This is a genomic window from Rhodococcus sp. NPDC078407 (genome assembly GCF_044542515.1).
Taxonomy (GTDB): domain Bacteria; phylum Actinomycetota; class Actinomycetes; order Mycobacteriales; family Mycobacteriaceae; genus Rhodococcoides.
The window spans coordinates 49,186-72,004 of record NZ_JBITUQ010000025.1; the positions used below are offsets into that span (position 1 = coordinate 49,186).

Here is a 22,819-nt window from a genome sequence, read left to right on the forward strand (position 1 = left end):
CGCCGAACGCAGAAATGGATACGTGCTGCCGTTCAGGTTTATCGCGTTTTTTCCGGGTAGGTCGAATTCATCGGTGTACTCCAACGCGGAAGGTGACCCATGACCAGAGCCGACAGAATCCGATCCCTCGTCGAGAGCGGCCGCGACTACGACGAGATCGCTCGAATCGCGGGAGTCACCCCTGGCCTGGCGTATTTGCTGGCGACCGGCATGCCTGCCGACGGCGGTGACACCGCCGATGCGGAGCACCGGAACCGTCCGGGGTTCATCTCCTCCCGTTCGCAGAAACTGGCCAATCCCGAGCACCACAACCCCACCCGCCGCTCCGACGTCGTCGACTGGGTTCGGGATCGGGCCAAGGCGGACGAGCAGATGCAGCGCGCGGCGGCGGAGGCGAGAGCATGAGTGTGAGGCACTTCTTCGAGCAATGGCCGGTGTATCGGCAGCTCACCGGATCGGATCCGTTCGGGCGTGGTGCTGCGGTGCAGTCGGAGACCAGTAAGAATCTGCGTGCTCGTACCGCGACAGCCGATCGCGTGGTCAAATCGATCTGTCCGTACTGCGCTGTCGGCTGCGCTCAGAACGTCTATGTCCGAGACGAGAAGGTCGTACAGATCGAGGGCGATCCCGATTCGCCCGTCAGCCGTGGTCGGCTCTGCCCGAAGGGTGCCGCGTCGCTGCAGCTCACCACCGGTGATTCGCGTCGCCACACCGTGCTCTACCGGCGACCGCGCGCCGACGACTGGGAAGAGATCGACCTCGATACCGCACTGGACATGGTGGCGGATCGTGTGATTGCTACCCGGAAGCAGTACTGGCAGGACGAGTACGACGGTTTGCGCGTCAATCGCACGATGGGCATAGCGAGTCTGGGCGGGGCCACACTGGACAACGAGGAAAACTATCTGATCAAGAAATTGTTCACCGCTCTCGGTGTCATCCAGATCGAGAATCAAGCTCGCGTGTGTCACAGTTCCACCGTCGTCGGCCTCGGTACATCCATGGGGCGCGGTGGCGCGACGACGTTCCTGCAGGATCTGCAACACGCCGATTGCATCATCATCGAGGGGTCGAACTTCGCGGAGTGTCATCCCGTCGGGTTTCAATGGGTGATGGAGGCCAAAGCCCGTGGCGCGAAGGTCATTCACGTCGACCCGCGATTCACCCGCACCTCCGCGTTGTCCGACCTTCACGTTCCCATTCGTGCGGGATCCGACATCGCGTTTCTCGGTGCGATCGTCAATCACGTTCTGAGCGAGGAAAAGTACTTCGAGGAATTTGTCGTGAACTACACCAACGCCGCGGTGATAGTCGACGAAAAGTTCCGCGACACAGAGGATCTCGACGGTCTGTTCTCCGGTTTCGACGAGGAGGAGCGCGGTTACGATGTCGAGTCCTGGCAGTACGACGGTATGTCGGTCTCGGCGGCGTCGGGTAGTCGGGAGCGTCCGAAAGGTTCGGACGCAGGTGACGACGAATCCGTTCAGGCCAGTGGCCGAGGGGAGCAGCACGGTTCGGGCGGTGTTGCGATGTCGGGCAACCCCAAGCGCGATGAGTCCCTGCAGGATCCGCGATGTGTGTTCCAGATTCTGAAGAAGCACTATTCGCGATACACCCCCGAGATGGTCGAACAGGTATGCGGCATCTCTGTCGACGTGTTCGCCGAGGTGTGTCGTCTGCTGACCGAGAACTCCGGACCCGATCGGACCAGTGAGTTCGTCTACGCCGTCGGATGGACGCAGCACAGCAACGGTTCCCAGTACATCCGGGCAGCCTCGGTGTTGCAACTGTTGCTCGGCAACATGGGCCGTCCCGGCGGCGGTATTCAAGCGCTGCGCGGCCATGCCAGCATTCAGGGATCGAGCGACATCCCTACGCTGTTCAATCTGCTGCCAGGCTACCTGCCGATGCCGCACGCCAAGCACCAGTTGACGTTGGATAAGTTCATCGAGTCCGACGCAGCCCGAAAAGGCTTCTGGGCCAATATGGATACCTACTTCGTCAGTCTGCTCAAGGCGTGGTGGGGCACCGCTGCAACAGCGGAGAACGACTTCTGTTTCGACTATCTGCCTCGGCTGACGGGTTCGCACAGCACGTACGACACGGTCATGGAGCAACTGGCCGGACGCAACAAGGGCTACTTCCTGCTCGGCGAGAACCCGGCGGTCGGATCGGCGAACGCAAAGATGCAGCGGTTGGGCATGGCGAATCTCGACTGGCTCGTCGTGCGCGACTTCTCCCTCATCGAGAGCGCAACGTGGTGGAAGGACGGTCCTGAGATCGAGACCGGAGAGCTCCGCACCGAAGACATCGATACCGAAGTCTTCTTCTTTCCTGCTGCTGCTCACATCGAGAAGGCCGGCAGTTTCACCAACACGAACCGAATGCTGCAGTGGCATCACCAAGCCGTCGAGCCCGATGGTGATGCCCGTAGCGATCTGTGGTTCACCTACCATCTCGGCCGGGTGATTCGGGAGAAGCTCTCCGGCTCGAACGACCACAGAGACCGTCCACTCCTGGACCTCACGTGGAACTACCTCACCGAGGGGCCCACCGCCGAGCCGGTAGCCGAGTCGGTGCTCGCCGAGATCAACGGTTGGAACGCCGACGGTGAATTACTCGGTGGGTACACCGAACTCGCCGCCGACGGCAGTACAGCGTGCGGATGTTGGATCTACTCGGGCGTGTATGCAGACGGAGTCAATCAAGCTGCTCGTCGTAAACCGACGGAGGAACAGGACTGGGTGGGCGCGGAGTGGGCCTGGTCGTGGCCGATGAATCGCCGCATTCTGTACAACCGGGCATCGGCGGCACCGGACGGCTCCCCGTGGAGCGAGCGTAAGAAGTTCGTGTGGTGGGACGACACAGCGCAGGAGTGGACCGGCTACGACGTGCCCGACTTCGAGAAGAACAAGTCGCCGCACTACCGACCCGCTGAGGATGCGACGGGTGTCGAGGCACTCTCCGGTATCGACCCGTTCATCATGCAAGCCGACGGCAAAGGGTGGCTCTACACGCCGGCCGGTGTGACGGACGGTCCGATGCCGACGCACTACGAGCCCCAGGATTCGCCGATAGAAAATCCGCTGTATTCGCAACAGCGCAACCCGGGTCGGATGGTTTACGACGACGGACACAACCGATATGCACCCGACGCGGGAACTGCCGCAGCGGAAATCTATCCGTATGTCGTCACGACCTACCGGCTGACCGAACACTTCACCGCAGGCGGAATGACCAGGTGGACTCCGTATCTGAACGAGCTTCAACCAGAGGCCTTCTGTGAGGTCTCGCGTGAACTCGCCGCGGAGAGAGGTCTGGTCAACGGGGACTGGGCGACCGTTCTCACTCCGCGCGGCGTCATCGAACTCCGAGTCCTGGTGACCGATCGAATGATCCCGTTGCGCGTCGGTGAGAGAACGACCCATCACATCGGAATTCCGTACCACTGGGGGCCCAACGGGCAGAGCACCGGCGACGCGGCCAACGAACTCTCGTCCATCGTGCTCGATCCGAACTCGCACATCCAGGAGGTCAAGGCCTTCACCGCCGATATTCGGCCGGGTCGACGGCCACGCGGCCCAGCGGCGAACGAGCTCGTCGACAGCTATCGGCAGCGCGCCGACATCACCGCCGATACAGGAACAGGAGTGTGATCATCGATGCATGACGACAGTGCCGTGAACGCGGGCTACGGCGAGGACCAGAGCCCGAGATACGGCTTCTTCACCGACACCAGTGTCTGTATCGGCTGCAAGGCATGCGAAGTGGCGTGCAAGGAATGGAACGCCGTTCCCGAGGACGGGTTGGACTTCACCGGGATGTCGTACGACAACACCGGTGGCCTCGGTGCGGACACATGGCGGCACGTTGCCTTCATCGAACAGCCGAAACCTCTGGGCGAGCAGCAAGCACATGCGGGGGCAGCAGTGGACCTGGGACTTCCAGCGTTCAGCCGACCGGGTGACGAGAACACCAGCGAGCGCACGGACTTCCGATGGCTGATGTCCTCGGACGTCTGTAAACACTGCACCCATGCCGCGTGCCTGGACGTGTGCCCGACGGGTTCGCTATTTCGTACCGAATTCGGCACTGTCGTTGTGCAGGAGGACATCTGTAACGGCTGTGGATACTGCGTTCCGGCGTGCCCTTACGGTGTCATCGACCAACGCAAAGACGACGGCAGAGCCTGGAAATGCACCCTGTGCTACGACCGGCTCGGCGAAGGGATGGAGCCTGCCTGCGCCAAATCGTGCCCGACGGACTCGATCCAATTCGGCGAGTTGTCCGTACTTCGTGAGCGCGCCGATGCGCGGTTGGCGCAGATGCACGACGCCGGGATATCGGACGCCCGACTCTACGGCCACGATCCGGAGGACGGAGTCGGCGGCGACGGCGCGTTCTTCTTGCTGCTCGACGAACCGGAAGTGTACGGCCTGCCGCCGGATCCGATTGTGACGACCAGGGATCTGCCCGCGATGTGGCAGAAGGTGGGAATCGCTGCGGCCGGGATGCTGGCAGGCGTTCTCGCCACGTTCTGGGGAGGGCGCTGATGGGCGCGATCGAAGACGACACCGAGAAGCGTGGTGGAACAGGAGTTCCGCAAGATGCGGCTGCACCGCCGGAGCGAGATGCTGTCACCGGTGCCCAACCGGGTGCACTGAAGAACAGGCTCGGCAGGAAGCGTCGGGCAAACCGCGGCGAGAAGGCGATGGTTCCCGATGCGACATTCGAATCGTATTACGGCAAACCGATTCTCAACGAGCCGACGTGGAGTGCGCTCGACATTGCCGGCTACCTGTTCATGGGTGGATTGGCAGGCGGCTCGTCGATCATCGCCGCCGGTGCCGAGTTCACCGATCGCCCCACGATGGCCCGAAACTCCAAAGTGATGGCCTTGGGGGCTATAACGGCGTCCCTCGTGGCGTTGGTACACGATCTCGGCCGACCCGCTCGATTCCTGAACATGTTGCGTGTGTTCAAACCGAGTTCACCGATGAGCGTCGGTTCGTGGCTTCTGAGCGTGTACGGGCCACAAGCCGGCGTGGCTGCCGTCACCGCTGTCTCCGGCAAGTTCGTCGGACTCGGACGCGTCGCCACTGTCGGGGCTGCCGTGACGGGCCCCGCCGTGGCGGGCTACACCGCAGCACTGATGTCGGACACCGCAGTTCCCGCGTGGCACGACGGCCACCGAAATCTCCCGTTCGTCTTCGTCGGGTCGGCGACGATGGCGGCCGGAGGCTTCGCCATGGCGGCGTCGCCGCTGGCCGAGGCAGGGCCGGCGCGCCGCGCTGTCCTGCTCGGTGCCGCTGTTGAGACCGTCGCGCAGGAGTTGATGGAACGGGAGATGGGACTCGCGTCGGAGACCCTGCACAAGGGCACGGCCGGAAAGCTGACGACGCTCTCGCGAATCTTCACTGCAACAGCGGTATTGACGTCGATGGCAGCAGCACCCAGATCGAGATTCGCTGCGCTGGTCGGCGGTGCCGCAGCCTTGGCGGGCTCGGCGTGTACTCGCTTCGCGATCTTTCATGCAGGAGTTGCGTCGTCGAAGGATCCGAAATACGTGGTCGTCCCGCAACGTGAGCGGGTCGATGCGCGGCGCGAGCACGCGGCACGATGAGCAGGAGTGTCGATGCCGTCGTCATCGGAGCGGGGCCCAACGGACTCGTCGCGGCCAACATCCTCGCCGACGAAGGCTGGGATGTCCTCGTGCTCGAAGCGTCGGATCGACCCGGGGGTTCGGTCCGCAGTGAGGAGTTGACCGCCCCGGGGTTCGGAACCGATCTGTGCAGTGCGTTCTATCCGCTCGCCGCGGGATCGCCGGTGATTCGCGAACTCGAACTCGAACAGTACGGCCTGAAGTGGCGTCACGCGCCGGATGTGTTGGCGCACATACTTCCCGACGACCGAGTAGCCGTCCTCTCGCGCGACGTGGAGCGGACCGCGAAGTCCGTGAGCGCATTTGCCGATGGTGACGCCGACGCGTGGCGCGATGAGGCAGCGTTGTGGGATCGCATCGGTGAGCCGCTCCTGGATTCGCTGCTGCGTCCATTTCCGCCGGTGCGCGGGGCGGCGTCGCTGTTGCGCGAGACCGGAGCGGGCGAGGCACTGAGACTACTGCGGCGATTTTTGCTGCCCGCGCGTCGATTCGGTGTCGAAACGTTCGCCGGAGATGGAGCACGTGCGCTACTGGCGGGAAATGCGTTGCACAGCGATTTGGGGCCGGACGATGCAGCGAGCGGTGTCTTCGGATGGCTGCTGTCCATGCTCGGCCAGAGCGTCGGCTTTCCCGTGCCCGAGGGCGGTGCGAGCGCGGTGACCGACGCGTTGGTGAGTCGCCTCACCGATCGAGGCGGGGTGGTCGAATGCAGCAGTGAAGTTGCCGAGATCGTCGTACAGGACGGCCGAGGGACGGCGGTCAGAGACGTGGGCGGCGAGGAAACGACGGCGCGTCGAGCAATCCTTGCCGATGTACCGGCACCGCAACTGTACGAGCGGCTCATCGGTAGGGAACTGCTGCCGTCGTCGTTGATCCGCGACTTGCATCGCTTCGAGTGGGACGATGGAACTGTGAAAGTGGATTGGGCTCTCTCGCAACCTATTCCGTGGACCAACCCGGAAGCGTCGGGGGCCGGCACGGTCCATCTCGGTGCGGACGTCAATGGTCTCGCGACCTTTCGGACACACATCAGGAACGGAAAGCTGCCGGACACGCCGTTCATGCTTCTCGGTCAGATGACCACCGCTGACCCGTCGCGATCGCCTAGCGGAACCGAATCCGTGTGGGCGTACACGCATGTGCCACGGTCGATTCGATGGGATCGCCAGTCCGTCGAGGAGTTCGGTGACCGCATGCAGGCGACGATAGAAAAGCATGCGCCGGGGTTCGGCAGCTGCGTCATCGCCCGCGCTGTGCAGAGCCCAGGCGATCTCGAGCAGCACAACGCTGCGCTCGTCGGCGGGGCAATCAATCAGGGCACCACGGCTGTGCACCAGGAGTTGTTCTTCAGGCCCACTCCCGGTCTGGGGCGAGCGGACACCCCCATCGATCGAGTCTTCCTTGCCGGCGCGTCTGCTCACCCCGGCGGAGCTGTCCACGGTGCGCCCGGGGCCAACGCCGCGCGGGCCGCGTTGCGAAGGTCCGGACACGGGGGAATGGTGTATCGCTCGGCCATTCGACTTCTGCAGAACCGCCTCGCACGAGATGGAAGGAACTGACGATGGCTGCCGTCACCGAAACAGTGTCCGCAAGTAGGCCGTTTCCGCCGAGGCGACGTCCGCGTGGCGCGACTTTGGTGTCCACTCTCACCACTACCGATCCCAAAGTGATAGGGCTTCTGTACCTGGTCACGTCCACCGCGTTCTTCTTCGTCGGCGGTCTGCTCGCACTGTTGATGCGAGCCGAACTCGCCGTCCCCGGTTTGCAGTTCCTCTCCAACGAGCAGTACAACCAGCTGTTCACCATGCACGGAACGATCATGCTGCTGCTGTACGCGACGCCGATCGTGTTCGGATTCGCGAACTACATCGTTCCGCTCCAGATCGGAGCGCCGGACGTTGCGTTCCCGCGTCTCAACGGTCTGAGCTACTGGCTCTATCTCTTCGGCGGAATCATCGTCCTCGCCGGTTTCGCGACGCCCGGCGGCGCGGCAGATTTCGGCTGGACTGCGTACACGCCCTTGACTTCTGCCCTCAATTCTCCTGGTGTGGGCACCGACCTGTGGATCACGGGCCTGATTCTGACCGGCCTCGGCACCATTCTCGGTGCCGTCAACCTCATCACGACGGTGGTCTGCCTACGCGCTCCGGGTATGACGATGTTCCGGATGCCCATCTTCACCTGGAACATCCTGGCCACGATGATCCTCGTGCTGTTGGCGTTTCCGATCCTGACCGCCGCCCTGGCGGGTCTCGTCGTCGACCGACACCTCGGTGGGCACGTCTATGACCCGGCGACCGGCGGAACGGTGTTGTGGCAGCACCTCTTCTGGTTCTTCGGTCATCCCGAGGTGTACATCGTCGCGCTGCCCTTTTTCGGCATCGTCACCGAAGTGCTGCCCATATTCAGTCGTAAACCGGTCTTCGGATACAAGAGTCTCATCTTCGCGACTCTTGCCATCGCGGCCTTGTCCATCACGGTGTGGGCGCACCACATGTTCGCCACCGGCGCCGTACTCCTGCCGTTCTTCTCCATCATGTCCTTCCTCATCGCGGTGCCCACCGGCGTGAAGTTCTTCAACTGGATCGGAACGATGTGGCGAGGGCACGTCACGTTGGAAACTCCGATGTTGTTCTCGATCGGGTTTCTCGTGACCTTCTTGTTCGGGGGACTGTCGGGAGTACTGCTGGCGAGTCCGCCGATCGATTTCCATGTGCACGACACCTATTTCGTCGTTGCGCACTTCCACTACGTTCTGTTCGGGACCATTGTCTTCGCAACTTTCGCGGGCATCTATCTGTGGTTTCCGAAGATGACCGGCCGTTATGCCGACGAGGCACTCGGGCGATGGCACTTCTGGCTGACCTTCTTCGGTTTCCACCTGACCTTCCTGATGCACCACTGGCTCGGCGCTGCGGGCATGCCGCGTCGGTACGCCGACTATCTCCCCACCGACGGATTCACCGGCATGAACGTCGTGTCCTCGATCGGCGCTTTCGTACTCGGTGCATCGGTACTACCGTTCGTGTGGAACATCTTTCGCAGCTATCGATACGGAGAACCGGCCACCGCCGACGACCCTTGGGGTGCCGGCAACTCCCTGGAGTGGGCGACGAGCTGCCCGCCGCCTCGGCACAATTTTCACGAGCTTCCCCGCATTCGTTCCGAACGACCAGCCTTCGAGCTCCACTATCCGCACATGGTCGATGCGATGAGGGAACAGGCTCACGTCTACAGCAAGTTCGACCGAAACAAGGGAGCGACAGCGGGTGCCGGCCCCGATACCGCCAGCCGATGACGGGTCGACCAATGCGTGACCGATACAGAAGGGATCGTTGTGGCACCAACGTGGATGAACTGGTTGGCCTACTGCACAATCGGGCTCGCTGTGGTCTGTGCGCTGACCATCGTGTGGGACATCTGGGTTCGTGGATACCGCTCGCAGATGGCGGTGATGGACGTGGTGTGGCCGGTCACGGGTTTGTATCTGGGGCCTGCCGCGGTGTGGGCCTATCTTCGACTGGGGCGTCCGAAGACTCGACGGTGGCAACGGCGACACGAACGGGACACCGCTGCTCCGAGTAGTCGATGGTCGTCGATCACGTTGGGCACCAGCCACTGCGGCGCTGGTTGCGCCTTGGCCGACGTCCTGGTGCCCTGGGTCGTGTTCGTGACGGGTGCGGCGGTCGCCGGAAAATCCTTGTATGCGGAATTCGTCGGCGCATACGCGGCCGCGCTTGCACTGGGAATCGTGTTCCAATTCTGGGCTATAGCACCGATGCGCGGGCTGGGTGTCCGAGACGGGCTGGTTGCCGCAGCCAAAGCGGACGTCATCTCGCTGACGGCGTTCCAGGTCGGCATGTTCGCGGCCATGGCGTTGTCGTCCTTGGTCGTGTTCGCCGACTCACCTCTCGATCCCACCGAGCCGGCGTACTGGTTGGTGATGCAGATCGGGATGATCGTGGGCTTCGCGACCTCATGGCCGGCGAACGCACTGTTGATCGACAGGGGAATCAAGGAAGCTATGTAGTACCGGCACGCGTCGCGCATCGAGGGATCTATCCGCCGATCATCGGCGGCGGTGCTTGCTCGAACAGCTCACCGAAGGTCGCGTCGTCCATCCTCAGCGCATGCCCTGAACCGGACAGCACCACCCATTCGCCCACATCGACGATCATGTGACCGAAAGTGACGGCACCGTCGCGAATATCGGCGTCCACGCCTGATTTCCTCAACCATGCCACGACGTCGTCGGTATTGCTTCCGTCGATGCGAACGGCTCGGACCGACGAGCCGTCGTACACGCGCGGTGAGTTGCCGGACTGCCATTGTTCGTACTCACTGTTCTGCATGGAAGCCGCCTTTGTGAGTGGGTCGGTCGTCGACGTTCATTCCGGTGCGTCCGTGTCCTCGCCTTCGGCCTGGTCCGGTTGCGTGCCTGCGTTTTGCGTGAGGTTGGCCGGGTCGGCATCCGGATCCTGGCCGGGGTCGTACGGGTCAGTCGGATTCGGGGAATTCTGTCCGGTGGTCATAATGCAGCTCTACCCACGCCGAACGTGCTCAATCGGCGCAGGATCGTTTGATTCGAACCGGACCGGATATCTCGATCACAATGCATGCCATCGATTCCGTAACCCGAAAGGATCGAACGTGAACGACACCGCCGATCGGCTCGAAGACCTGTACAACAGCACACCCGACGCACGGTTGATCTTGGACTCGGGCGAATTGGTTCTCGATGTTCCCGACAAGTCCGGCGACGAGTCGTCGGACGAGTTCGCCGTCGTCGTCGTGACGCGAGAGGCGTTGACAGAGCGTCTGAACGACGCGGGCGGCTTCTCCCGCACCGCATTGAAGGACTTCGCTCCGGTGGTGGATGACATTGCCGCCAAACTGGGCGCGTGAGGTAGATGTCCATGCGTTCACTTTCTCCTCGGAACCCGAGTGCCCGACTCGCCGAGCTCGGCCGCGAAACCGAGGACTCCATGACTGCGCGAATACTGGGCATGCCTTTCCGTGGTGTGGCAGCACTACGATCCGCACGTGTCTTCCATCCGAATGGGGTCGGGTTCACGGGCACTCTCGAACGGTTGCTGCCGGAGCAGGACGGTCTGCCGTTGCGATCGGGTGAGGTGTCCGTGCGGGTGTCGAAAGGTGTTGGCCTGCCGCGAGGTCTACCCGACGTCGCAGGTCTTGCCGTTCGCATACCGTCGTCGGACGACCGAGAGCCGCCGTGGGATCTGTTGTTCGCGGGTTCGGCGACAGGGCCGGTGGGGCGAATGGTGCCGTGGCCGTCGAGTTCGTGGAACGACGCACACCTGTCATCTCTGATGCCCCTGAAATTCGAGGGCAGAATGTGGTGGCTTCGCGCAAGGTTGTCGGGACCGATTCTGCACGGGATGGACGTTGCCGATGTGCGGGACGCGGTGGTGCGAGATCGGGTGAGCTTCCAGCTCGAGCATGCCTGTGGTGCAGGGCCGTTCGAGCCGATCGCGGTTGTACACTCAACTGCGCTACTCGAATCCGACCGGGACACAGCAGCATTCGATCCGGTTCTCAACAGCCCCGCAAAGGTACGTCCGCAACCCGAATGGTTGCGAAATCTGAGGCTGTCGGCATATCGAAACTCCAGAGAGGGCCGAGGCGCACGGCGGACGGATACCCTCGACGTGGAACGTCCGATCTCCTTACGCTGAGTCCGCACCGATCGACACGGTCTCGCCCCGACCGACATACGTGATGCGGTCGGCGAGTCCCTGCCGGTGTGTCTCGTTCTCGAACTCGGTCAGACTCGACGCGAACACGCCGTAATCGTCGAAGTGGATCGGGATGGATCGGTCCGCATCGATCAACTTGACGGCCTGCGCGCCCTGCACAGCGTCCATGGTGACCATGAGCCCGCGCTTCGGCGATTGGCCGAAAGGCAATGTGGTGCCGCCCAAGTGGAAGACCCCGGTGTCGATGGACGGGTAGCGGTGCGGAATTTCTGCGAGGTCGTCGACGTAGAGGGTGTCGCCGGAGATGTAGACGCGCAACCGGTCGACTTGTCTACCGGCAGCGGTGTGCTCGAACTCGATCATGCTTCCCATCACGGGCGGCACGAGCCGCAGGGTGTGGGCCCAGGTCGGACCGTGTCGCCCCGGCATTGCGGTGACGGTCGCTCGTGTGTCGCCTCGCTGGATTGCCGTCGAGCCCCATGTCGTGAGCGCTTCTGCTGCACCGAACCCGCGGTGGTGCAATCGCTTCGACGCATGGTCGGTGGTGATGATGGGCGTTGCCGGGTCGAGGTGAGCCTGAGTTCGCCGATCCCAATGATCACCATGCATGTGCGAGAGAATCACCGCGTCGACGCGGGGGAGTTCGTCGACGTCCATGGCCGGTTCCCGTAGCCGTTTGGATACCAGTCCGTGACCCAGATATGCGTATTGGCCCGCATGCAAGAAGTTCGGATCGGTGAGGAAAGTGATGTCGCCGAACGAGATCAGTGCAGTCGCATTGCCGATGAAGGTGAACGTTCCCTTCATCGCCGCACCACCGCCCGGGTGACCGCGGTGACGGCCGCAACCGCCGCGAGCCACGGTCCTGCCACGATGATCGGGTCGATCCACCGGTGGTTGCGGTCGACACGGGAGCCTCGTCGAGAAGAGATTCCGTGGTGAGTGAACTCGCCGCGAACACCCGTCTCGGTGATCGGATTGTCCGGCCGGGTACCGGCGAGCGAACGTAGGTGTGCGGTGGCCGAATCGACTCTGTCACCTGCGAGCAGGATGAGCCAGTGTGCGGCCCGGCCTTCGCTGTACCGATAGGCGAAGCGTCGTACCATCCCCGAGAGGCCCTGCAGAGGAACGGAAGTACCGAACACCGGAGTGACGCGCTCGTGTTCGATGCTCCGTTCGCGACCCTCCCAGCCGGGCTGCTGATCCGGCATGGTCCAGTGCGCACCGGTGCTGTCGGGATCGAACCGTTGACGGGGGTAAGCAGGTCGATCGGCCGGGTCGAGATCCACACCCCAGCCCGGGATTGCAGCGCGCAGCTCTTCTGCAGATCGAGCGCGAGAGGGTTTGTCCGCCGAGTACGGCATGGCTGCTCCTAATCGCTGTTCGGGACGATGATCGGCTTGATGCAGTTGTCGAGCTTCCCCGAGAAGATGTGGTAACCCTCGGCGATGTGCTCCAACGGAATACGATGAGTGACTATGGCATTGGGTTTCAGGTAGCCGTTCCTGATGTGCTCGAACAACCGGGGCCACTGCCTCTTCACCGGGCATTGATTCATCCGCAGAGTCAGGCCCTTGTTCATCGCGTCCCCGAATTTCACTGCTGAGAACATCGGTCCGTACGCACCCATCACCGAGACGGTCCCTCCCTTTCGGACCGAATCGATGGCCCAGTTCAGAGCAATCGGAGACCCACCCTGCAGCTTGAGCTTGGATGCCGTCACATGCTGAAGAAAGTTGCCGTCCGCCTCGGCACCCACCGCGTCGATTGCGACATCTGCGCCGAGATAGTCGGTCGCCTTCTTCATGGTGACGACGATGTCGTCGTGCTCGGCGAAATTGTAGGTTTCGGCATGAGCGAAGTCGCGTGCCGCGGCGAGGCGGTACTCGAGGTGGTCGATCACGATCACCCGTCCGGCACCCATGAGCCACGAGCTGGCCGCCGCGTAGAGACCGACGGGGCCTGCGCCGAAGACCACTACGGTGTCGCCTTCGCGGATCGACCCCAGCTGAGCACCGAAATATCCCGTCGCCAGTGCATCGGTGAGGAGCAACGCGTCCTCATCGTCCATCCAGTCCGGGATGATGCTGGGACCGACATCGGCAAACGGAACTCGTACGTATTGAGCTTGCCCACCGTCGTATCCGCCGGTGGTGTGGGAGTAACCGTAGATTCCGCCCACGGCGGTGGCATTGGGATTGACGTTGTGGCAGTTGGAGAACAGTCCACGTGCGCAGAAGTAGCAGGACCCGCAATAGATGTTGAACGGCACCATCACTCGGTCGCCGCGGCGGAGATTCTGTACCGACGGGCCCACCTCGTCGACGACGCCGATGAACTCGTGTCCGAACGTCGTTCCGACCCGGGTATCGGGCATCATCCCATGGTAGAGATGCAGGTCGGAACCGCAGATCGCAGCCAACGTGACTTTGACGATCGCATCGTTGGGGTGTTCGATCTTCGGCTCGGGCTTGTGCTCGGTACGCACTTTGTACGGACCGCGGTAGACCATCGACAGCATGGGACCTCGATTCGAGAAGGGTCGGTGGCGCGGGCTCGGCCACGGTGGAACGCGCTTGTTCGCAGGCACACCGAACACTGCGTGTGACGGCCGGTTACTGGACCGAAAACGATGTCCGAGAGTGGGTTTGGCGAACGGGATGTGCGGTAGTCCCGCAATGCAACGATCTTCTACGTCGCTACGGAAAGTTTACATCCAACTCGGCGTCGAAGACCGCGCAATACGACAGCCGATTACCGACCCGCACACACCACAGGATTCTCATGGCCACCTCCATTGCACACCAGACTCTTTCCGAGCTCGGCGGTGCGGGCAGCGTGCTCGTTCGCCAACGCCGCGACCACATCGAACTCGATCACCTGATCCATCGGGTCGAACGGGCCGAAGGTACGGAACAAGACGAAACTTTGACCGAGCTGTGCCGGCTCGTCTTTCCGCATGCATTCGCGGAGGAAGCAGTGTTGTGGCCGCTCATCCGAAAACGTGTGCCCGAAGGTGAGCAATTGACTCTGCAGATCGAGCAAGAACATCAACAGATCAACGAGCTGTTCACCGAGCTCGAGAAGAAGCCTCACTCGGATCCTTCGCGTACAGAGCTGCTGCAGAGCATCATCACGCTGTTGCGAGAGGACGTTCGGGACGAGGAGGACGAGCTGCTGCCATTGATTCGCACAGCAATGTCCGATGCAGAACTCGTACGTGCCGGGCGAATGTGGGAGGCGGTGCGGCGAATGGCACCCACACGTCCGCACCCGGTGGTGGCGCGACGCCCTCCTGGCAATGCTCTGGCGGCTCTGCCGTTGACCGTGCTCGACCGATCCCGCGACAACCTCGATCGCGCGAGCAGACGCGGTCCGCGTCCGTTGTCACTCCCTGCGACTGCAGCGAGCCGAGTGCTGGCCACCGTGGCCGGTTGGGTGGAACACGTCCCACCGCTGACGCGGGGAGAAGACCCGAGCACTCGAAGCGGAGAACGGTGAAACGCGCTGGAGTATACGAACCCGTCGTCTGCTCAGGACAGTCCGACTATCACATGGACGACGCGGCGAAGGTGAAGAACACGATGAACAACCCGACTCCACCGAGCGCCGCGCCGATCACAGCATCGCGACCATTGGACGCATCGCCATCGACCGCGCGGCCGTGACCGATCCAGCCACTGATCACCGCGACGAGGCCGGTCGGGATGGTGATGAAGTCTCCGATGAACGGCACGAACGCACAAAAGACTGCGACGATGCCCGCAACCAACGCCAGGTTTCCGGCACCGTCGCGGAAGAAAGGCCGAGAAGGGGACTTGCGCATCACCGAGTCTCCTCCTGGAGTGCAACGCTGCAACGCCGTACCTGCTCGCACAGGTATGGGGCAGCGACGCCTCCATAGTAGAGATTCGGTGCGGTTCGATGCGAAAGATTACCTACGCTCGATGGACAGCCGCGTATCCCGCCATGGCAGGCACGGCGGGATATAACGCGTGTTGAAGGCTGAAGTCGGACTCAGTTCCGAGCGCGTGAAGCGAACTTTCCGGCAATTCCGGACAGGATCTCGGCGGGCCTTTGCTGCTCGCCCTGCTGGGCACCGAGCACCACGATCGTCCCGGTCAGTACCGGAAGTGCCCACTGAAGGTACTTGAGCTGCTTCTGCGCCTCGGCCGCCTCACGTGGAGTTCCCTTCGACGGCTCTGTCGCGGAGTCGACCGAATGGTCCTGTGCCTCAGTGGTCTTCGCTCCCAGAACTCCACTGTATGCGGTAGCGGCAAGGGCGGCACCGGTGACGGCGATCTTGACGTTCGTATTCGCGGTGACGCCTTCTTGGTGACGTGCCCGACCGCGGTTGGCCAAGAGGATGCCTGCGCCGCCGATGAGGTGCGCACCGATGGCCACGGCGTTGACCGGGGCCCATTTCGCCCACCCCGCGGCGGCCACCTGCGCTCGGTTACGTGGATCCGGCACCGCGGTGGAGGCACCGTTGACACCTACGGCACCCATGAGCGAACCGCCGAACCACGCGGCGGCACCCAGGTCGTGCAACGAACGAATGACAGTATTCTTGTTGGACATCGATTCTCCCTTCGGATGTGTACGAAGTTAGGGAAGCGAAAGGCGCAGAGCGACATATCGATTGGCAGCTCCATGACCAACGTCCCTGCTGTCGGTTACCCGGGAGGAGGGCTGCCAACCCTGGGGCCCGCTTCTGTTTCGATGTGCACCCGAGTGGAACTGAAGGTGCGTGGTTCGAGGGTGCGCACGCGATGGTTGTGCCACGCCTGGGCCGACAGGGGCAGACCGATGAAGGCGCAGATGACCGGCAACGCTATGAACCACGGTACGGATGCGCTCTTCGCGGCCAATGCAATGCCGAAGACGACCATCGGAAATCCGAAGGTGAGGAGTAGGTCCTCTCGCCGCGGTTCGACCGGCGGCCGGCCGAGCCAGGGAATTCGGCGGCCCGCGTTCTCGCGCATCGTTCGCCGCGTCGACGCAACGATGAGCGCCGCGCCGATGGCGGACGCACAGGTCCCAGCCGTGACCATCCATGACTGTCCGTCCTCGACCAGAACCCCCGTCAGAACAAGTCCTGCAAGGAGGATGCGCGCACCCCACACCTTCCATCGAGGTGCGGACTCGCGCTCGTCGTGCTGCACGTCGACCGGCCGCATCGGCTGCAGGGGCTCCATGGTTCGACCCTCCCATACCGCGTCTCTTGACCGGCCACCTTCACGCGTCGTACCCTAATCGACAGTTGATATATCAGACTTGAAGCAGACCCCGACCCGAGGAAGCGAAGTATGACCACAGCGCTCAGGATCGACGGGACGGCGGTCAGCGCGATCGTCAAGGACGATCTGCGAGATCGCGTCGAACGGCTCGCGGAGCGGGGTATCCGTCCCGGCCTCGGCACGATTCTGGTGGGCGACGATCCGGGGAGCCGCTCGTACGTCGCGGCGAAGCACCGTGACTGCGCAGAGGTAGGGCTGCAGTCGATTCAGGTGCGGTTGCCCGCGACCGCGAGTCAGCAGGAGATCGAAGATGCCGTGCATACTCTCAACGCGGACCCTGAATGCACCGGCTTCATCGTCCAGCTGCCGCTTCCTCCGCACATCGACACTCATCGGGTGATCGAACTGATCGATCCGCGCAAGGATGCCGACGGTTTGCACCCGACCAATCTGGGCCGGCTCGTGCTCGGCATGGACGGTCCGCTGCCGTGCACGCCGCGCGGGATATTGGAACTGCTTCGGCATCATGATGTTCCGATCACCGGCGCACGCTTCTGCATCATCGGGTGCGGCATCACCGTCGGGCGTCCGCTCGGGTTGATGCTCACTCGGCGTAGCGAACACGCGACGGTCACGATGTGTCACGAAGCGACGGTGGACACCGCCGCACACACTCGGGCCGCCGACGTGGTCATCGCGGCTGCGGGAGTGGCGCACCTGGTGCGTCCGGACTGGATCAGTGCCGGGGCGACGGTGCTCTCGGTGGGAATCACCCGCACCGTCGAGGGCATTTTGGGAGATGTACATCCCGGCGTCGAGCAGATTGCAGGTCGTCTCAGCGGTGCCACCGGCGGCGTCGGGCCGATGACTCGGGCCATGTTGCTGACCAACGTGGTGGAGTGTGCCGAAACCGCTCAGGCCGAGGGGATGAACGACTCGCGGTAGCCCATCTTCTCGCTGATCTCGGCTGTGGCCGCAAGCACGTCGGGGACGATGGCGCGCATTCTGGTTTCGTCGAACCGATACACCGGACCGGAGACGCTCAGTGCCGCCGTCGTCTTGCCGGTGTAATCGAAGACCGGAGCTGCGATGGCATTGAGTCCGGTCTCGAATTCTTCGACGACCACTGCATACCCCAGGGATACCGCAGCATCGAGTTCGGCAGTCAGACCGGCCTCGGTGGTGAGTGTGTGCTCTGTGTATCGGTGGAAATCGAGCGAATCGACGACAGTCCTACGGGTCTCCGCGTCCAGCGCGGCGAGAAGCACCTTGCCGCTGGCGGTGGCATGCAGTGGAGTCTGTTCCCCGATCCAGTTGTGGGTACCGACCGAACTGGGGCCGCGAGCCTGGTCCAGATGCACAGCCGTATTGGCCCGCAGCACGGCGATATTGACCGTCTCGCCCAGCTTGCCCGCCAGTCGTTCGCAGACGGCGTGGCCGTATTCGGTGATCTCGAGGCGCTCGGGGACGGCAGCGGCAAGCCGGAGTACTCCGAGGCTGAGCCGGTACTTCCCGCGGTTGTGCGTCTGCATCACCATGTCGTGTTCTTCGAGCGACGCGAGCAGCCTCGACACCGTGGACTTGTGCACCCCGATTTCGGCGGCGATGGCGCTCACGCCTGCCTCTCCGAGCCGGGCCACCACCTCGAGCACCCGAAATGCGCGGTCGACGGATTGGACGCCGCCCTCTGGGGCACGGGCCGAATCGTCGCTGGACACTCTCTCGACTATACGGAACCGGACATCGACCTGGTGGGATGCCCCTCGGGCGCGAAGGTCTAGATGACGGCGCGGACGGCGTCGTCGAACTCGGTCACATGAGCTCGGGCGATCGCGGCAGCGTCCTCGGCTTCTCCGGCCGCGATGGCTCGAAGGAGCGTGGTGTGGCTACCCACGTGGTCGGCGAGCGGTGGCAGTCGATCCATGAACAACCAGAAGATGCGCGTGGCGAGATTGTTGTAGCGAATCAGAGCATCTTCCAGAACCGGGTTGGATGCCAGCCGGTACACGGTGCGGTGTACCTCCGCGTCCCAGGTGATCAGGTCGTGTTGACTCGGTGGTGTCGCCTCGAACTCTTCGGTCCGGTCGGCCATCCCCAACAGAACCTGGCGTTGCGTCGCGGTGGCCGCGGTGGCCGCCTTGGCCGCAGCCAGCGGCTCGAGCCGTTGGCGAATCTCGGAGATATCGCCCAGATCTGCCACGTCGACGGCCGTGGCGAAGGTGCCACGGCGGGCGTGGGAGATCACCAGCCTCTCGTACTCGAGCCGCTTGAGCGCTTCTCGTACCGGTGTCCGGCCGACGCCCAGTTCGGCGGACAGTGCGGACTCGACGACGGCCTCACCGGGCTTGATCGCCAGCATGATCAGTTTGTCGCGGATAGCCGAGTAGGCGACGTCCGCCATGGTCGCCCCAGGTCCGCCCGGCGTCCCCGACGATCCGGGGAGGCTGGACGATGCGACCTCGACACTCATGGTCACCGATCCTATCGGCACCGTGACTGCGACCGAGACGGTCAGCCCTCGATACGGTTCTTCAACCAGTCGTGGAAGATGCCGATGTGGTGTTCGCTGCCCACGAGGACTCCGCCGTCGCGATACTTGCGTGAACTCATGGCGGGCTGGCAGCGTTCGCACGCCTCGAAGTCCTGCAGGTTGACGCGGTGGAACAACTCCACCGAGTGCTGAAGATCCCTGCCCGAGGCGACCACGCCGGGCAGATAGAGCCAATCGCACTCCACCAGAGTGCGATCGGCGGCGAGTGGATACATCCGATGGATGATCACGTGATCAGGGACGAGGTTGACGAACACCTGAGGCCGGACGGTGATGGCGTAGTACCGCCTGTCCTGCTCCGGCGCGATTCCGGGAATGGAGTCGTGGCCCTCGGAGCCGTCGAGCGTGAATCCTCGTACCGATTCTCCGAATTCGGCCCCGTGTCCGACGTAGTACTGGGCGGCGTAACCATCGGCGAATTCCGGAAGTACCTCGGTGAGCTCGGGGTGGATGGTGGCGCAGTGGTAGCACTCCATGAAGTTCTCGATGATGAGCTTCCAGTTGGCTTTGACGTCGTAGCTCACGCGTCTGCCGAGACCGAGATCCTCGATCTTGTAGCGGTCGATCGACTCGACGTCACCGAGACGGTCGCGGATGTCCTGCACGACTGTGGTGTCGAAGGACGCGGGATCGTCGCTCAGATTGACCCACACGTAGCCGAGCCATTCCTCGACGGAGACCGACGACAGGCCGTAGCGAACCCGGTCGATGTCGGGCATCTTGGTGAGATTCGGTGCCGCGATGAGCTTTCCGTCGAGGTCGTACGTCCAGGCGTGGTACGGACACTGGAACGATCGCTTGACTTCGCCCTTGTCCTCCATGCAGATTCGCGCACCGCGGTGCGCGCAGACATTGAGGTAGGCCTTGATCGCACCGGTTCGGGTGCGCGTGACGATGACGCTCTCGCGGCCGATCTGCACGGTACGGAATGCACCGGGCTTGTCCAGATCGGCGGCACGGACCGCGCAGATCCACAGCTCCTCGAAAATCTTCTCCTGCTCGAGCTCGAAGATGGCCGGATCGGTGTAATAGCGACCGGGGAGGGTGGAGATCAGGCTTTCGGGCAGGGGAAGGGACGTTGCGGGCGGCGTGGTGTCGGGAATGGTGGTCAAGGGGTCCTCCGTACGTGGCCGATCTTGTGAATCGGTGACGAGACGTCAACTGGGGTATGGGAATACGACGGGTGGAACAGCGGTCTGGGTATCAGACCGCGCGAGCGGGAGCCGAGAGCTGCCGGCGCCAGCGGGTGAACAGTCGAACTTGATTGACGCCGAGTACACCCACCGGAAGTCCGTCGGATCGATACACGGCGAGGAAGCTCCCTAGTTCGGGCGAACCCTCTTCGATGGTGCATTCACTGTCCGGTCCGGCGGTGCCGGCGAACTGAATGCGGGACCCGTACTGGTCGGACCAGAAGTACGGAGGTTTGACGTGTTGGCCGCCGTAGCCACCCGCGAGGAGCGTGGCCACCGCGACGGTGGGACGTTCGGACGCGCCGGCCCAATGCTCGACTCGCCGATGGGTACCGGTCGAATCGAGCCATGCGGCGCAGTCACCGACTGCGACGACGCCGGGCACGTCGGTGGCACCGCCTCCGTCGCAGAGGATTCCGTTACCGAGTGCGAGTCCGCTGGTGCCGAGCCAGTCGATGTTGGGGATTCCGCCGATGCCGACGACCACGACGTCTGCTTCGAGTACTCGGCCGTCCACGAGCCGGACGCCCGTCACGCGGTCGGTGCCGGTGAGGCCGTCGACGGCTGTCCCGCAGATCAGCGTGGTGCCGTTGTCACGGTGCAGATTGCCCACCGCACTACCCAGTCGTGCGCCGAGCGGCCCGGCGAGCGGTGACGGGGCGGCTTCGACGACGGTGACGGCGAGCCCCAGTTTCCTTGCGGTGGAAGCTACTTCGGCTCCGATGAAGCCGGCACCGATGACGACCAACGTCGCGCCGGGTACGAGCTCGGTGCGCAACCGGTCGGCATCGTCGATCGTACGCAACACGTGCACACCGCTGAGATGATCGGTACCGGGAAGCGATCGCGCGCGCGAGCCGGTCGCGAGAACGACGCCATCGGAGGTCAGCTCGACACCGTCGTCGAGGGTGACGGCGCGACGCGATGGATCCAGTGCGGTGGCCGTACGTCCCAGAATCCAAGTGGCTTCGAGGTTCTCGTCCTCGGGTTCGAGCGCGAGAGTGCTCGCGTCCACGTCGCCGGCGAGGTATTCCTTCGACAGCGGTGGGCGATCGTAGGGTCGGTGGCTCTCGGCACCGACGATGGTGAGCGAGCCGTCGAACCCGGCCGCTCGGAGGGCGCGTGCCGAGCAGAGTCCCGCCAGGGATGCTCCGACGATGGTCACGCTTCTCACGAATGCCCCTCGGCAGCGAGACGGCCACGAACATCGGGCGGAAGGTTGGGGGCCGCGGTGCTCAGTTCGATGTAGATGACGCCGTCGTCGACGACGACGGTGTGAGTACGAACCGGCAACTTCGCGGGGGGAGCGTCGACGGCACCGGTGCGTAGGTCGAACGTCGACGCATGGAGCGGGCACTCGACCGCGCATCCTTCGAGCCATCCGTCGGCGAGGGACGCGTCCTGATGCGTACAGGTGTCGTCGATCGCGAACAGCTCACCGTCCTCGGTGTGGAAGACCGCCACCGGAGGGGTGGTGTCGACGCGCAGGGCTTCGCCGCCGGGGAGGTCGGCCAAGGGGCACACCTTGAGCATTCGGATCCCTTCTGTATCGCTATGCGGAACACGTCTTACTGGCCGCAACAACAGTGTGAACATCACCACGAGAGTGTGTCAATAGGAAAAGGCGGTTTTCATCCCCGCGAAACAAGATGTAACCCGATTCGGACAAATTGCGCGTTTTGGCAGCTGAACAGGTGATTAGCGCGTGCAATGAGTGACTGCTTTCGGTCCGAGTTCGACCGGTCCGGCGGTGCGTACGGCATCGACGACAGGCCGTACGCATCGCCGATGACGCGCTACCGACGGGTAAACAGTCGAGTTTGATATATCAGCACTTCATCTCCCGTGGTCGTCCCATTCGCCGCCGTCGAGTGCGAAGGTTCCGGAGGTGACGACGTTCTCGATGCGAAACTGCCCGCTCACAGGATCACCACCGAACGCAGCACGGTGCCGTCGTGCATCTTGTCGAACGCGGCTTCGACGTCGTCGAGACCGATGCGTTCGGTGACGAACTTCTCGAGCGGCAACCGGCCCTGCTCGTACAGGTCGACGAGCATCGGGAAGTCGCGTTCGGGCAGGCAATCGCCGTACCAGGACGACTTCAAGGAACCACCACGGGAGAAGAAATCGATCAGCGGCATCTCGAGGGTCATCTCCGGGGTCGGCACACCCACCAGAACGACCGTCCCGGCCAGGTCGCGGGCGTAGAAGGCTTGTTTCCAGGTTTCCGGGCGACCGACCGCATCAATGACGACATCGGCACCGAATCCGCCGGTGAGTTCCTGAATGGCGGCGACGGCATCGACCTGGGAGGCGTCGACGGTGTGGGTGGCCCCCAGACCCAGGGCCCAGTCGAGTTTCCCCTTGTCGCGGTCGACGGCGATGATCGTCGACGCTCCCGCCAGCCGTGCTCCGGCGATGGCGGCGTCACCGACTCCGCCGCACCCGATCACCGC

General features: G+C 63.2%; 25 protein-coding genes. 11 read left to right on the plus strand and 14 right to left on the minus strand.

All coding sequences use genetic code 11. The annotated features are described in order from the left end of the window. Window positions 1–99: 99 nt before the first annotated feature. The 7 genes from ACIGGF_RS21040 to ACIGGF_RS21070 are packed head-to-tail and all read left to right on the plus strand — an operon-like array spanning window position 100 to window position 9,692. Window positions 100–405 carry a hypothetical protein gene (locus ACIGGF_RS21040; protein ID WP_397523096.1) on the plus strand — a complete coding sequence of 102 codons (306 nt, stop codon included), beginning with the start codon at window positions 100–102 and terminating at the stop codon, window positions 403–405. Beyond that, on the plus strand, window positions 402–3,656 hold the full coding sequence (fdh, locus tag ACIGGF_RS21045) for a formate dehydrogenase (protein WP_397523097.1): 3,255 nt from the start codon (window positions 402–404) through the stop codon (window positions 3,654–3,656). Before ACIGGF_RS21040 ends, fdh begins: the two co-directional genes overlap by 4 nt. A gap of 6 nt (window positions 3,657–3,662) precedes the next feature. Continuing rightward, on the plus strand, window positions 3,663–4,553 hold the full coding sequence (locus tag ACIGGF_RS21050) for a 4Fe-4S dicluster domain-containing protein (RefSeq protein ID WP_397523098.1): 891 nt from the start codon (window positions 3,663–3,665) through the stop codon (window positions 4,551–4,553). Next, window positions 4,553–5,623: an NrfD/PsrC family molybdoenzyme membrane anchor subunit gene (gene nrfD, locus ACIGGF_RS21055; RefSeq protein ID WP_397523099.1), complete on the plus strand. Its 1,071-nt coding sequence runs from the start codon at window positions 4,553–4,555 to the stop codon at window positions 5,621–5,623. Before ACIGGF_RS21050 ends, nrfD begins: the two co-directional genes overlap by 1 nt. After that, complete coding sequence (locus tag ACIGGF_RS21060) at window positions 5,620–7,221, plus strand: phytoene desaturase family protein (protein ID WP_397523100.1); 1,602 nt, start codon at window positions 5,620–5,622, stop codon at window positions 7,219–7,221. Before nrfD ends, ACIGGF_RS21060 begins: the two co-directional genes overlap by 4 nt. A gap of 2 nt (window positions 7,222–7,223) precedes the next feature. Continuing rightward, entirely contained in the window at window positions 7,224–8,960 is a 1,737-nt protein-coding gene (gene ctaD / locus ACIGGF_RS21065) for a cytochrome c oxidase subunit I (RefSeq protein ID WP_397523101.1), read from the plus strand. A gap of 15 nt (window positions 8,961–8,975) precedes the next feature. Beyond that, window positions 8,976–9,692, plus strand: coding sequence for a DUF4396 domain-containing protein (locus ACIGGF_RS21070; protein WP_397523102.1), 717 nt, complete (start codon window positions 8,976–8,978; stop codon window positions 9,690–9,692). Between the two features lie 28 nt (window positions 9,693–9,720). Here the strand turns inward: ACIGGF_RS21070 and ACIGGF_RS21075 are convergent, their stop codons facing one another. Both ACIGGF_RS21075 and ACIGGF_RS21080 read right to left on the minus strand, forming a co-directional pair. Then, window positions 9,721–10,014, minus strand: coding sequence for a hypothetical protein (locus ACIGGF_RS21075; protein ID WP_397523103.1), 294 nt, complete (start codon window positions 10,012–10,014; stop codon window positions 9,721–9,723). A 36-nt stretch (window positions 10,015–10,050) separates the two neighbouring features. After that, window positions 10,051–10,194 carry a hypothetical protein gene (locus tag ACIGGF_RS21080; protein WP_397523104.1) on the minus strand — a complete coding sequence of 48 codons (144 nt, stop codon included), beginning with the start codon at window positions 10,192–10,194 and terminating at the stop codon, window positions 10,051–10,053. 118 nt (window positions 10,195–10,312) lie between these two features. On the opposite strand from ACIGGF_RS21080, the gene ACIGGF_RS21085 reads away from it, so the two are divergent. Together ACIGGF_RS21085 and ACIGGF_RS21090 are read left to right on the plus strand one after the other, a co-directional pair. Next, window positions 10,313–10,567 carry a hypothetical protein gene (locus ACIGGF_RS21085; RefSeq protein WP_397523105.1) on the plus strand — a complete coding sequence of 85 codons (255 nt, stop codon included), beginning with the start codon at window positions 10,313–10,315 and terminating at the stop codon, window positions 10,565–10,567. An 11-nt stretch (window positions 10,568–10,578) separates the two neighbouring features. Next, window positions 10,579–11,358 carry a phosphodiesterase gene (locus ACIGGF_RS21090; protein ID WP_397523106.1) on the plus strand — a complete coding sequence of 260 codons (780 nt, stop codon included), beginning with the start codon at window positions 10,579–10,581 and terminating at the stop codon, window positions 11,356–11,358. Here ACIGGF_RS21090 and ACIGGF_RS21095 read toward each other — a convergent pair. The 3 genes from ACIGGF_RS21095 to ACIGGF_RS21105 are packed head-to-tail and all read right to left on the minus strand — an operon-like array spanning window position 11,350 to window position 13,900. Then, the gene (locus ACIGGF_RS21095) at window positions 11,350–12,186 is read right to left on the minus strand and encodes an MBL fold metallo-hydrolase (RefSeq protein WP_397523107.1); all 837 of its coding nucleotides are present in this window, start codon (window positions 12,184–12,186) and stop codon (window positions 11,350–11,352) included. The two genes, ACIGGF_RS21090 and ACIGGF_RS21095, sit on opposite strands and share 9 nt — an antisense overlap. Further along, on the minus strand, window positions 12,183–12,743 hold the full coding sequence (locus ACIGGF_RS21100; RefSeq protein ID WP_397523108.1) for a hypothetical protein: 561 nt from the start codon (window positions 12,741–12,743) through the stop codon (window positions 12,183–12,185). Before ACIGGF_RS21100 ends, ACIGGF_RS21095 begins: the two co-directional genes overlap by 4 nt. A gap of 8 nt (window positions 12,744–12,751) precedes the next feature. After that, window positions 12,752–13,900 carry a zinc-dependent alcohol dehydrogenase gene (locus tag ACIGGF_RS21105; protein WP_397523109.1) on the minus strand — a complete coding sequence of 383 codons (1,149 nt, stop codon included), beginning with the start codon at window positions 13,898–13,900 and terminating at the stop codon, window positions 12,752–12,754. Window positions 13,901–14,163: 263 nt separating this feature from the next. On the opposite strand from ACIGGF_RS21105, the gene ACIGGF_RS21110 reads away from it, so the two are divergent. Beyond that, window positions 14,164–14,880, plus strand: coding sequence for a hemerythrin domain-containing protein (locus ACIGGF_RS21110; protein WP_397523110.1), 717 nt, complete (start codon window positions 14,164–14,166; stop codon window positions 14,878–14,880). 49 nt (window positions 14,881–14,929) lie between these two features. Here the strand turns inward: ACIGGF_RS21110 and ACIGGF_RS21115 are convergent, their stop codons facing one another. The 3 genes from ACIGGF_RS21115 to ACIGGF_RS21125 all read right to left on the minus strand — a co-directional run bounded on the left by ACIGGF_RS21115 (window position 14,930) and on the right by ACIGGF_RS21125 (window position 16,577). Then, window positions 14,930–15,205 carry a hypothetical protein gene (locus ACIGGF_RS21115; RefSeq protein WP_397523111.1) on the minus strand — a complete coding sequence of 92 codons (276 nt, stop codon included), beginning with the start codon at window positions 15,203–15,205 and terminating at the stop codon, window positions 14,930–14,932. A gap of 191 nt (window positions 15,206–15,396) precedes the next feature. After that, window positions 15,397–15,960 carry a hypothetical protein gene (locus tag ACIGGF_RS21120; RefSeq protein ID WP_397523112.1) on the minus strand — a complete coding sequence of 188 codons (564 nt, stop codon included), beginning with the start codon at window positions 15,958–15,960 and terminating at the stop codon, window positions 15,397–15,399. 95 nt (window positions 15,961–16,055) lie between these two features. Further along, entirely contained in the window at window positions 16,056–16,577 is a 522-nt protein-coding gene (locus ACIGGF_RS21125) for a hypothetical protein (protein WP_397523113.1), read from the minus strand. Between the two features lie 111 nt (window positions 16,578–16,688). Between ACIGGF_RS21125 and ACIGGF_RS21130 the strand changes: the two genes are divergently transcribed. Continuing rightward, window positions 16,689–17,564, plus strand: coding sequence for a bifunctional methylenetetrahydrofolate dehydrogenase/methenyltetrahydrofolate cyclohydrolase (locus ACIGGF_RS21130; RefSeq protein ID WP_397523114.1), 876 nt, complete (start codon window positions 16,689–16,691; stop codon window positions 17,562–17,564). Here the strand turns inward: ACIGGF_RS21130 and ACIGGF_RS21135 are convergent. The 6 genes from ACIGGF_RS21135 to ACIGGF_RS21160 all read right to left on the minus strand — a co-directional run. Next, entirely contained in the window at window positions 17,534–18,337 is an 804-nt protein-coding gene (locus ACIGGF_RS21135; protein ID WP_397523115.1) for an IclR family transcriptional regulator, read from the minus strand. The genes ACIGGF_RS21130 and ACIGGF_RS21135 overlap by 31 nt on opposite strands. Before the next feature lie 59 nt (window positions 18,338–18,396). Continuing rightward, complete coding sequence (locus ACIGGF_RS21140) at window positions 18,397–19,089, minus strand: GntR family transcriptional regulator (RefSeq protein WP_397523116.1); 693 nt, start codon at window positions 19,087–19,089, stop codon at window positions 18,397–18,399. Window positions 19,090–19,130: 41 nt separating this feature from the next. Continuing rightward, window positions 19,131–20,282 carry an aromatic ring-hydroxylating dioxygenase subunit alpha gene (locus ACIGGF_RS21145; protein ID WP_397523117.1) on the minus strand — a complete coding sequence of 384 codons (1,152 nt, stop codon included), beginning with the start codon at window positions 20,280–20,282 and terminating at the stop codon, window positions 19,131–19,133. Between the two features lie 91 nt (window positions 20,283–20,373). Next, complete coding sequence (locus ACIGGF_RS21150; RefSeq protein ID WP_397523118.1) at window positions 20,374–21,537, minus strand: NAD(P)/FAD-dependent oxidoreductase; 1,164 nt, start codon at window positions 21,535–21,537, stop codon at window positions 20,374–20,376. Next, complete coding sequence (locus ACIGGF_RS21155) at window positions 21,534–21,896, minus strand: bifunctional 3-phenylpropionate/cinnamic acid dioxygenase ferredoxin subunit (protein ID WP_397523119.1); 363 nt, start codon at window positions 21,894–21,896, stop codon at window positions 21,534–21,536. Before ACIGGF_RS21155 ends, ACIGGF_RS21150 begins: the two co-directional genes overlap by 4 nt. A gap of 386 nt (window positions 21,897–22,282) precedes the next feature. Next, window positions 22,283–22,819 (minus strand): zinc-binding dehydrogenase (locus ACIGGF_RS21160; protein ID WP_397523120.1); only part of this gene is annotated, 537 nt, incomplete at its 5' end.

Bases quoted from the DNA above. Each gene is read 5' to 3' on its own strand.
- ACIGGF_RS21060 (WP_397523100.1), top strand. From the start codon at position 5,620: ATGAGCAGGAGTGTCGATGCCGTCGTCATCGGAGCGGGGCCCAACGGA.
- ACIGGF_RS21100 (WP_397523108.1), bottom strand. From the start codon at position 12,743: ATGCCGTACTCGGCGGACAAACCCTCTCGCGCTCGATCTGCAGAAGAG.
- ACIGGF_RS21125 (WP_397523113.1), bottom strand. From the start codon at position 16,577: ATGGAGCCCCTGCAGCCGATGCGGCCGGTCGACGTGCAGCACGACGAG.
- ctaD (WP_397523101.1), top strand. From the start codon at position 7,224: ATGGCTGCCGTCACCGAAACAGTGTCCGCAAGTAGGCCGTTTCCGCCG.
- ACIGGF_RS21105 (WP_397523109.1), bottom strand. From the start codon at position 13,900: ATGCTGTCGATGGTCTACCGCGGTCCGTACAAAGTGCGTACCGAGCAC.
- ACIGGF_RS21115 (WP_397523111.1), bottom strand. From the start codon at position 15,205: ATGCGCAAGTCCCCTTCTCGGCCTTTCTTCCGCGACGGTGCCGGAAAC.
- ACIGGF_RS21040 (WP_397523096.1), top strand. From the start codon at position 100: ATGACCAGAGCCGACAGAATCCGATCCCTCGTCGAGAGCGGCCGCGAC.
- ACIGGF_RS21155 (WP_397523119.1), bottom strand. From the start codon at position 21,896: ATGCTCAAGGTGTGCCCCTTGGCCGACCTCCCCGGCGGCGAAGCCCTG.
- ACIGGF_RS21050 (WP_397523098.1), top strand. From the start codon at position 3,663: ATGCATGACGACAGTGCCGTGAACGCGGGCTACGGCGAGGACCAGAGC.
- ACIGGF_RS21080 (WP_397523104.1), bottom strand. From the start codon at position 10,194: ATGACCACCGGACAGAATTCCCCGAATCCGACTGACCCGTACGACCCC.
- ACIGGF_RS21095 (WP_397523107.1), bottom strand. From the start codon at position 12,186: ATGAAGGGAACGTTCACCTTCATCGGCAATGCGACTGCACTGATCTCG.
- fdh (WP_397523097.1), top strand. From the start codon at position 402: ATGAGTGTGAGGCACTTCTTCGAGCAATGGCCGGTGTATCGGCAGCTC.
- ACIGGF_RS21075 (WP_397523103.1), bottom strand. From the start codon at position 10,014: ATGCAGAACAGTGAGTACGAACAATGGCAGTCCGGCAACTCACCGCGC.
- nrfD (WP_397523099.1), top strand. From the start codon at position 4,553: ATGGGCGCGATCGAAGACGACACCGAGAAGCGTGGTGGAACAGGAGTT.
- ACIGGF_RS21110 (WP_397523110.1), top strand. From the start codon at position 14,164: ATGGCCACCTCCATTGCACACCAGACTCTTTCCGAGCTCGGCGGTGCG.
- ACIGGF_RS21130 (WP_397523114.1), top strand. From the start codon at position 16,689: ATGACCACAGCGCTCAGGATCGACGGGACGGCGGTCAGCGCGATCGTC.
- ACIGGF_RS21090 (WP_397523106.1), top strand. From the start codon at position 10,579: ATGCGTTCACTTTCTCCTCGGAACCCGAGTGCCCGACTCGCCGAGCTC.
- ACIGGF_RS21140 (WP_397523116.1), bottom strand. From the start codon at position 19,089: ATGAGTGTCGAGGTCGCATCGTCCAGCCTCCCCGGATCGTCGGGGACG.
- ACIGGF_RS21120 (WP_397523112.1), bottom strand. From the start codon at position 15,960: ATGTCCAACAAGAATACTGTCATTCGTTCGTTGCACGACCTGGGTGCC.